This window comes from Anaerolineae bacterium, assembly GCA_025062375.1.
Classification (GTDB): domain Bacteria; phylum Chloroflexota; class Anaerolineae; order SpSt-600; family SpSt-600; genus SpSt-600.
On the sequence record JANXAG010000057.1, the window covers coordinates 1 to 8216 of the forward strand.

The 8216-nt window shown below is 54.1% G+C and carries 8 protein-coding genes; 7 read left to right on the forward strand and 1 reads right to left on the reverse strand.

Annotated features, from left to right (window positions below; all coding sequences use genetic code 11):
- Positions 1 to 249 precede the first annotated feature (249 nt).
- Genes NZ653_09745 through sfsA form a run of 4 tightly spaced genes read left to right on the forward strand, consistent with a single transcriptional unit; the run spans position 250 to position 2882 of the window.
- On the forward strand, positions 250 to 900 hold the full coding sequence (locus tag NZ653_09745; GenBank protein MCS7287402.1) for a MoaD family protein: 651 nt from the start codon (positions 250 to 252) through the stop codon (positions 898 to 900).
- A 1-nt stretch (position 901) separates the two neighbouring features.
- Positions 902 to 1528: a DUF47 family protein gene (locus NZ653_09750; GenBank protein MCS7287403.1), complete on the forward strand. Its 627-nt coding sequence runs from the start codon at positions 902 to 904 to the stop codon at positions 1526 to 1528.
- 11 nt (positions 1529 to 1539) lie between these two features.
- A complete protein-coding gene (locus tag NZ653_09755) occupies positions 1540 to 2190 on the forward strand; it encodes a DUF3786 domain-containing protein (GenBank protein MCS7287404.1) in 651 nt (216 codons plus the stop codon).
- Entirely contained in the window at positions 2190 to 2882 is a 693-nt protein-coding gene (gene sfsA / locus NZ653_09760; protein ID MCS7287405.1) for a DNA/RNA nuclease SfsA, read from the forward strand. Before NZ653_09755 ends, sfsA begins: the two co-directional genes overlap by 1 nt.
- 130 nt (positions 2883 to 3012) lie before the next feature.
- On the opposite strand, the gene NZ653_09765 is transcribed toward sfsA, so the two are convergent.
- Positions 3013 to 4296, reverse strand: a complete 1284-nt coding sequence (locus tag NZ653_09765; protein MCS7287406.1) for an adenylosuccinate synthase — start codon at positions 4294 to 4296, stop codon at positions 3013 to 3015.
- Between the two features lie 412 nt (positions 4297 to 4708).
- Between NZ653_09765 and NZ653_09770 the strand changes: the two genes are divergently transcribed.
- Genes NZ653_09770 through NZ653_09780 form a run of 3 tightly spaced genes read left to right on the forward strand, consistent with a single transcriptional unit; the run spans position 4709 to position 8054 of the window.
- The gene (locus NZ653_09770; GenBank protein MCS7287407.1) at positions 4709 to 6640 is read left to right on the forward strand and encodes a GMC family oxidoreductase; all 1932 of its coding nucleotides are present in this window, start codon (positions 4709 to 4711) and stop codon (positions 6638 to 6640) included.
- Positions 6637 to 7041, forward strand: coding sequence for a hypothetical protein (locus NZ653_09775; GenBank protein MCS7287408.1), 405 nt, complete (start codon positions 6637 to 6639; stop codon positions 7039 to 7041). The genes NZ653_09770 and NZ653_09775 overlap by 4 nt, the downstream gene beginning before the upstream one ends.
- An 11-nt stretch (positions 7042 to 7052) precedes the next feature.
- Complete coding sequence (locus NZ653_09780) at positions 7053 to 8054, forward strand: hypothetical protein (protein ID MCS7287409.1); 1002 nt, start codon at positions 7053 to 7055, stop codon at positions 8052 to 8054.
- The last annotated feature ends 162 nt before the right edge of the window (positions 8055 to 8216 follow it).

Here is an 8216-nt window from a genome sequence, read left to right on the forward strand (position 1 = left end):
CAGGGGTTTGGGGGTGTCCCCCAAAAACTTCAAAAAGGGAGCGAGCAGCCAACTTTTGCATCCTGCCCACGAGTGGGACCCAGAACTGTGGCAAACCTCAGGCCCACGAGGGTGGGAAAAATCGGGGGTCTAGGGGGTCTGGGGGATGTGCCCCCAGAAGCCTTAAAAAAGGAGCATCCAACTATCTTTATCCACTCGCAGCAGGTTCCGGTAGCTCTGCTGCCCTGCATGAGGGAGGTGACGGGAAGCATGAAAGTAAAAGTTAAACTTTTCGCCCTTTACAGAGAAAAAGCTGGCACTGGAGAACTCTGGCTCGAACTACCCGAAGGGGCAGTTGTCCAGGATGCCCTAAACGCCCTGGGCAACCTTTTCCCCGACCTTGAAGAGCTTCTGGGCAGGGCCTTCTTCGCCCTCAACAAAAGATACGTCCAACCTCAGGATCCCCTCAAAGAGGGCGATGAACTGGCCGTCTTCCCGCCGGTAAGTGGAGGAGCCAAAAAATTTGAAATAACCCGCTTTCCTCTTTCCGCCGACGAAGTCATGGCCAGGGTGGTGGCTCCTTCCATCGGAGGCATCGTCCTTTTCGTGGGTACAGTCCGAAACGAAAACCTTGGCCGGAGAGTGCAATACCTGGAATACGAAGCCTATCCCGAAATGGCGGAGCAGGTCTTGGCCCAAATAGGGAGTGAAATCCGGGAAAGGTGGCCTCAGGTGGAGGATGTGGCCATCGTCCACAGAATAGGGAAACTGGAAGTGGGTGAAACCAGCGTGATCATTGCGGTGGTAGGAGCGCACCGCCAAGGGCTCTTCGATGCTGCCAGCTATGCCATAGAGCGGATCAAAGAAATAGCTCCTATCTGGAAAAAAGAGGTCTGGGAAGATGGGGAAGAGTGGCTTTAAGTTGAAGTTTCTGGACATTTTCAGGCCGAAGGAGGATAGATTTCTCAGGTTGCTTATAGAGCAGGCAGCTAAGACCCTTGAAGGTCTTCAGTGCCTTAAAGAATACATGAGGGAGCCCAGTTACCAGAAAGCGCAGCGGGTAATCCAGGCTGAAAGAGAGGCCGATGAGATAAGGCGCATCCTTGTGGATGAACTCAACCGCACCTTCGTTACCCCCATTGACCGTGAGGACATCTTCGCCCTATCCAGGGCTATAGACGATGTAATTGACTATGCTTACACCACCGTGGACGAAATGGAAATCCTGGGCGTTAAACCGAACCATTACCTGCAGAAGATGGTAGCCCTTCTGGAAGAAGCTGCCAGCGAACTTTATTTAGCCGTTCTGAGGCTGGAGAAACACCCTAACATAGCCAGCGACCACGCCATAAGAGCCAAAACTTTGGAGAACCAGATGGAGAGCATCTATCGCGAAGCTATAGCCGAGCTTTTCAAAGGTCCAATAGATTCTGAACACCTGGCCTACATCCTCAAGCTTAGAGAACTCTACCGCCACCTTTCCAATGCCGCCGACCGGGGAGACGAGGCGGCCAATATAATAAGCAACATAGTAGTAAAATTGCGCTGAAGGAGGGAAAGATGTCTGCCGGCATCAAAGCTCGCACCCGTGAAGAGAGCTACAAACCTGCTATGGACAAAGCTCGCAGGGAAATAGCTCAGGTGGATCCCTGGGAGACAGCCTTCAAAGCCGCCGTTGATTACCTTGAAATAGACCTCAGAAAAGGAGAATGGTCGGTCCCTTTCTGGGGCAAGAGATATCGGGTAACCTATCCTGAGGGAATTGTTATAGAAGAGGACACCGGGAAAAGCCCCTCTATAGTAGTTAGCCTCCTTATTCTCCATTATCTCCTCACGGCGGAGGGGGTTCGTCCGGCCGATCACTGGGTTTCCTTCAGGGAGTTCCCCGGTGGGCAGGGCTATTGGCCTGTCTTCCAGGCCCGCACCGCTTTGAAACTGGCCAAAGCTTTTGGAAAAGATAAAGAAGCTTTTGAAAAAGCGGCTATGGCCCTTGGAGGGGAGAGGCTCTCCTTTGGTGATTCCTCTTTCCTCTTCCGGATGTTCCCCAGGCTGTGGGTGGCTGTGGTCCTCAACTTGGCCGATGAAGAGTTCGGCCCTTCGGTCCAGATCCTCTTTGATGCTACTGCTGGAAAGTATCTCCCCACTGAGGACCTGGTGGTTTTGGGGGAGATGCTCACCCATGGCCTTTTGAAACAGGCTGGCAAAAAGTAATGGATTTCCCTCCCCTCATCGGGGGCGTATTTATCAAAAGAGAGAACAGGTTCAGAGTGAAGGTGGAGGTGGGAGGGGAAGTTTTTACTGCTCACCTTCCCAATTCTGGCCGCCTTGAGGAGCTTCTGAGCCCTGGAAGAGCGGTTTTTGTGAGCAGAGAAGCAGGAAAGGAGCGTAAAACCCCTTTTGACCTGAAAATCGTGAAAGTGGGGGAAATTCTGGTTTCAGTGGATGCTAGGCTCCCCCGCTTTATATTTCAGGAAGCGATCGAAAAGGGCCGTTTGCCAGATTTCCATGGCTACAGGGTTATCAGAGGGGAGCCCAGATACAGAGGCGGGAGGTTTGACGTCCTTCTGGAGGGGCCTGGTGGCCAATGCCTTGTGGAAACCAAATCCGTTACCTTAGTGAAAGAAGGAGTAGCCCTTTTCCCTGACGCTCCTACCGAGCGCGGAAGGCGTCACCTTCTGGAACTCAAAGAAGCCCTGGGGGAAGGAATCAGGGCAGCGGTGGTATTCATAATTCAAAGGCAGGACGCCTTTGCCTTTTCCCCTAATTTTACAGCTGATCCGGCCTTTGTCCGGGCATTCCGGGAAGCGGTGAAGGCCGGAGTGGAAGCTCTGGCTTACACCTGTTCAGTGACGGAAAGGAGAATAGAAATCAAAGGTGAAGTTCCTGTCATAGACCTGGATTGAAAAGTTTTGAGGAGCCATCTAAAGCCATACACTAAACTGGCGCTGGGCAGAAGGCGGAAGCGGGGCAAAGTGAGCTTCGCTCTCACCGACAAGGGGCCTGCCAGCAACTGAACCACAGCAGCAGGGCAAGTCATACGTTCATACGGATTATAACCTGTTCCCTTTCGGGGCCCACCGAGATAATCCTAACGGGCACCTGGGCTAACTTTTCCACAAATAGTATATAATCCCGGGCCTGAGCTGGAAGCTCCTCAAAGCTTTTGGCCTCAGATATATCCTCTTTCCATCCGGGCATTTCGGCGTAAACGGGCTCACAATGGAAAAGGCCTGCAGTAGAAAGGGGGAACCGTTGGGTTTCTATCCCTTGGAATCTGTAAGCTACACAAACCCTGATGGGGTCGATGCCTGTGAGGACATCCAGCTTAGTTACTGCCAGTTCTGTGATCCCGTTGACCATGATAGCATACCGGAGAGCGACCATATCAAGCCACCCTGTGCGGCGCCGGCGGCCAGTGGTGGTCCCATATTCCCGGCCAATTTCGGCCAGGTGTTCCCCGATTTCATCGGTGAGCTCGGTGGGGAAGGGGCCGCCTCCCACTCTGGTGGTGTATGCTTTAGTGACTCCGATGACCTTTTCCACCCATTTAGGCCCGAACCCAAGCCCCACCATTGCTCCACCGGCTACAGGATGAGAACTGGTGACGAAGGGATATGTGCCGTGGTCTATGTCCAGGAAAGTCCCCTGAGCCCCCTCGCAGAGCACCTTTTTGCCCTCCTTTAAAGCCTCGTTTATCACCCAGGAAACATCCTCAATGTAAGGGGTAAGCCGGCGAGCGTATTCCAGTTGCTTCTGGGCTATAGAATGAGGGTCCAAGGGTTCGGAGTCGTAAAGGTCTTTAAGGAGGCGATTGGCCCTTTCTGCGGCCCTTTCCACCTTTTCTGCGAAATCCTCCTCCAGCATATCAGCAATTCGGATTCCTCGGCGAGCGAACTTTTCGGAGTAGGCGGGGCCTATTCCTCTGAAGGTAGTTCCTATGGCTCCTTTGCCCCGTGTAACCTCTTCAGCTTTATCCAGGGCGATATGGAAGGGCAGGACCAGGTGGGCACGTCCGCTTATCTTGAGGCGAGAAGGAGAGACATCAACCCCTCTTGAAGCTAGCTCATCCAGTTCCTGGCAGAGGCGTTCGGGGTTTATCACCATACCGTTTCCCAGGATGCAGATAACACCGGGGTAGAGGATGCCTGATGGGATGTGGTGGAGGCGGAAAGTCTGGCCTTTAAAGACAACGGTATGGCCAGCGTTATCGCCTCCATTGTAGCGGGCCACGAAATCGGCTTTTTGGGCCAGCAGATCCGTTATCTTGCCTTTTCCTTCATCCCCCCATTGGGCTCCTACAATCAGGGTGGCGGGCATGAATTTACCTCCGGAAGAGCCTGAGGAAATTTTAAATCAGAAACTGCGGCAAGTCAAAAAAGTCTGGGATTAACCCTCCAGTGGGTTAGTATCTCTCGATCTCCGAGCTTTTTCCGGCACTCGGTGGTCGACAGACAATAAACTCCCTCTCGGCCCTTACCAGACTTGACCAGGAGGAAGGAACAGGTAAAATAAAACCAAATTCGGCGCAAAAGCTTCGGGCAAGGCACGCACCTTAATGGTTGAAAAACTTGTATGCGGGGGAATTCGCCAAAGCCCTACAGGAACATGGAAACGGCGGCGAGCGGACTTCATGATACTGTGGTAGGATTATAGATTCTCCTTCCGCTTCTTCTATCAGTGTCTTTGCCTGCTGAAATCGCATTTTAGCCATAACGAAAAGGAGGAAATCTTGGGAAAAGGCATTGTTTGGAAAACTTTGAAGGCTTTCGCCGAAGCGCTCCTACCACCCGGCGGTTCACTGCAACCTGGCGCTGCAGATATCGGCCTGATGGAAGATCTGGAAAATCTCACGGCTCGCTTTTCGCCCGATGCATACCGCCGCTTGCAGGCTATGGCCCTGGCTCTGGAGTTCTCACCTTTGCTCTTCGCTTACTTTCGGCCCTTCAGCCACCTCCCCCCCAATGCGCAGGAGAATTTTTTGAAGTCCACCCAGCGGCATTTCCTCCTCCGACCTGTTGTTAACCCACTAAAGATGTTTTGCACTATGGTTTACTGCTCTAACCCTCGCATAACTTCGCTCTTGGGATATAATGCAAGTCCTTTCAAGCCCTTTGAAGGCCCATTGCCTCAGCCCGTTACCCTGCCTGCCCGGCAATATCCAGAGTTGAACCGAAACGAAAAGGAAATTGCTGACGTCGTAATTGTAGGTTCTGGCGCAGGAGGAGCCACCGTAGCGGCAGAGCTGGCAAAAGCCGGCCTTTCTGTAATGGTGGTTGAAGAGGGCCCCCTGGTCACCCGGGACGATTTCAAAGTCCGACCCCTCGAGCGGATCATAAACCTTTACCGCGATAACGGGCTGACCCATACGGTGGGCTTCCCCATCATTCTGGTGCCGATGGGGTGTGCCGTTGGGGGAACCACTGTGGTGAATTCAGGCACTTGTTTCCGGACCCCCGATTTCGTTCTCCATCAGTGGCGCACCGTGGAGGGTGTACGGGATGTAGGGCCTGAGCAGATGGCTCCCCTTTTTGAGGAGATTGAGGCTATCCTCAATGTCACCCCCGTAACAGACGATATTATGGGCCGCAATGGGGAGATCCTGCGCCGCGGCGCTGAAGCTCTTGGAGTACGCCACGGCCCAATTCGGCGACCAGTACAGAATTGCCACGGAAGCGGCCAATGCGCTTTCGGATGCCCCCTAGATGCTAAACAGGACATGCGGCTGACAATGTTGCCACGGGCTGTCCAGGCCGGAGCCCGCATTTACGCCCGTTGTCGTGTGGAGCGTATCTTCCACCGTAACGGAAAGGTAACCGGCGTGGAGGCAGTGATTCTGGATCCTCAAGGCCGACCCACACCTTACCGATTGACCATCCACGCCCGCGCGGTTGTGCTGGCCGCCGGGGCCATCTTTACCCCCTGGCTCCTCCTTAGAAACCGGATAGGACCGCGTTCCCAGATCGGCCGCCATCTCCGGATCCACCCTGGGTGCGGGGTGATGGGTTTGTTTGACGAGGAAATTATGGGCTGGCGAGGAGTAATGCAGTCTTACCATGTGGATGAGTGGTTGGAAGAGGGAATTATCCTGGAAGCCACTTTCCCGCCTCCAGGAATAGGGTACAGCGGTGGAGTATTGCCCTTTATCGGGCGGGATTTCAAAGAAGTGCTGGCCCGGTACCCCTATCTGGCTGCTGTCGGAATTCTGGTTTCCGAACACAGCTCCGGGAGGGTGATAGTCGGGCCCGATGGTCGGCCCTGGATGTTTTATTTTCTGAGTTCAGAGGATGCAGCCCGCATCCGGAAAGCAATAGCCAGCACAGCTCGTTTGCTGTTCGCTGCAGGCGCCAGAGAGGTTTACCCTGGATTGCCAGGCCTGGAAGTCATCCGTTCGGAGGCGGAAGTTGAGCACATCCTTTCTCCTCGATGGCGCCCTTCGGACCTTATCCTCTCGGCTTACCACCCCTTAGGCACCTGCCGCATGGGCGAAGACCCCAACCGCTCAGTCACCGATTCCTACGGAGCCGTCCATGGAGTTTCTAATCTGTGGATCGCTGATGCCAGCCTTTTGCCCTCTTCTCCCATTGTAAACCCCATTATTACGATCATGGCTCTCGCCCTGCGGGTCGCACGCCGGATCCTTGAAACATGGAGGTCAGTATGAAAGCTCTTGCCCGAAGCATTCTCGGTTTCTTGTCCGTCGCCTTCGCCGTTACCGGGCTGGGCTTCCTGATGTTTCCAGAACAAATCCTGCGGAGTATTGGAACGATAGGTCGCTCTTTGGGTCCTTTCGCCCCTGATGTGGAGGGGCGCTTCTGGCTGGTCCTTGCTTTCGCCTATATGGTTCTGGTGACTGTCATGGCTGGCCTTGGTGCCTGGAATCCCAGCCGCTTTCGCCCGATGCTCTGGGTCCTGGCCATCGGTAAATTGACTTCTTCTCTGACTGCTCTGGCTTTCTTTTTCCTGGATCGCCCTGCTTTCGTTTACCTTCTGAATTTTCTCGTGGATGGTGGTATTGTTGTTCTGGTAGGAGCATGCGCTTTGCTCCTCCGGGATAAAGCTTGAAAGGAGGCGAAATGTTGGCTTCGGAAAAGGATAACAGGCTACGCTGGGATGGTTCTACACCCGGATTTTACGAGGTTTATTACATAAAAGCGAATGAGCCTGCCCAGGGGATTGCCTTGTGGTTGCGCTACACCCTCCTGGCCCCAATCCAGGGCAGGCCTGTAGCTGAAGTCTGGGGGTTCTTCTTTGACCGGAATAATCCAGAGAAAAACCTGGCCCTTAAAGCTACATATCCATGGTCTGAGGCTCGTGCCGAACCATCGCCTTTCCGGTTCGCCATTGGACCGTCGACATTAACTCACGCAAGCGCTCAGGGAGAAATTGTCAAGGAAGGACAGCGGCTGCGGTGGGATCTGCACTGGGACCCCAATCCGACGACCGTTTACCTGCTTCCCTTCCAATGGATGTATAAAGGGCCATTTCCCCGCACTAAAGTCCTTTCCCCGAATTTTAATATCAGGCTTAATGGGGTTTTAGAGGTGAACGAACAGCGTTATCTTTTGGAAAAAGCCCCTGGCCAGCAAGCTCACCTGTGGGGTGCCCGGCATGCAGAACGCTGGATATGGGGACATTGCAACGTTTTTGCCGGAGATGCTCCTCTGGTCTGGGAGGGGTTAAGCGCGCAGGTAGCTCTTGGCCCCATCCGGCTTCCGATGTTAACCCTTTTTGTGCTTCAGATGGAGGACCAGATGTTTTTCCTGAACGGTCTGGGTTCATTGGTCCGGAACCGCAGCCGCGGGGAAGTAGGAACGTGGTGGTTTATCGGGAGGGGCCCCGGAATCCAGCTCTCGGGTGAAGCTAAGGTTGCTCTGGAGCATATAGTCGGGGCAATCTACACTGATCCCGATGGGAGTCAACGCTGGTGTCATAATACAAAGGTGGGGGATTTAACTTTAACGGTTAAGCGGCTGGTGGGAAGAGGCTGGCAATCTACCACTTTTACTGCTCTGGGGACGTGTGCTCTGGAATGGGTTGGGCGGACCCAGGATCCCCGGGTGAAGGTCTGGGTTTAAAGTAGTTCCTGGTATTTTTAAGGTTCTGGGGGCACATCCCCCAGGCCCCCTGCCAGGGGGCAAGCCCCCTGGACCCCCGGTTTTCCCCGCCCTCGTGGGCTTTGGGTTTGCCAGGTTCTGGGTCCCACTCGTGGGCAGGATGCAAGGGGTGGCTGCTCGCTC

Coding starts and splice junctions, on each gene's coding strand:
- sfsA (MCS7287405.1), top strand. CDS start 2,190: ATGGATTTCCCTCCCCTCATCGGGGGCGTATTTATCAAAAGAGAGAAC.
- NZ653_09775 (MCS7287408.1), top strand. CDS start 6,637: ATGAAAGCTCTTGCCCGAAGCATTCTCGGTTTCTTGTCCGTCGCCTTC.
- NZ653_09780 (MCS7287409.1), top strand. CDS start 7,053: ATGTTGGCTTCGGAAAAGGATAACAGGCTACGCTGGGATGGTTCTACA.
- NZ653_09745 (MCS7287402.1), top strand. CDS start 250: ATGAAAGTAAAAGTTAAACTTTTCGCCCTTTACAGAGAAAAAGCTGGC.
- NZ653_09755 (MCS7287404.1), top strand. CDS start 1,540: ATGTCTGCCGGCATCAAAGCTCGCACCCGTGAAGAGAGCTACAAACCT.
- NZ653_09765 (MCS7287406.1), bottom strand. CDS start 4,296: ATGCCCGCCACCCTGATTGTAGGAGCCCAATGGGGGGATGAAGGAAAA.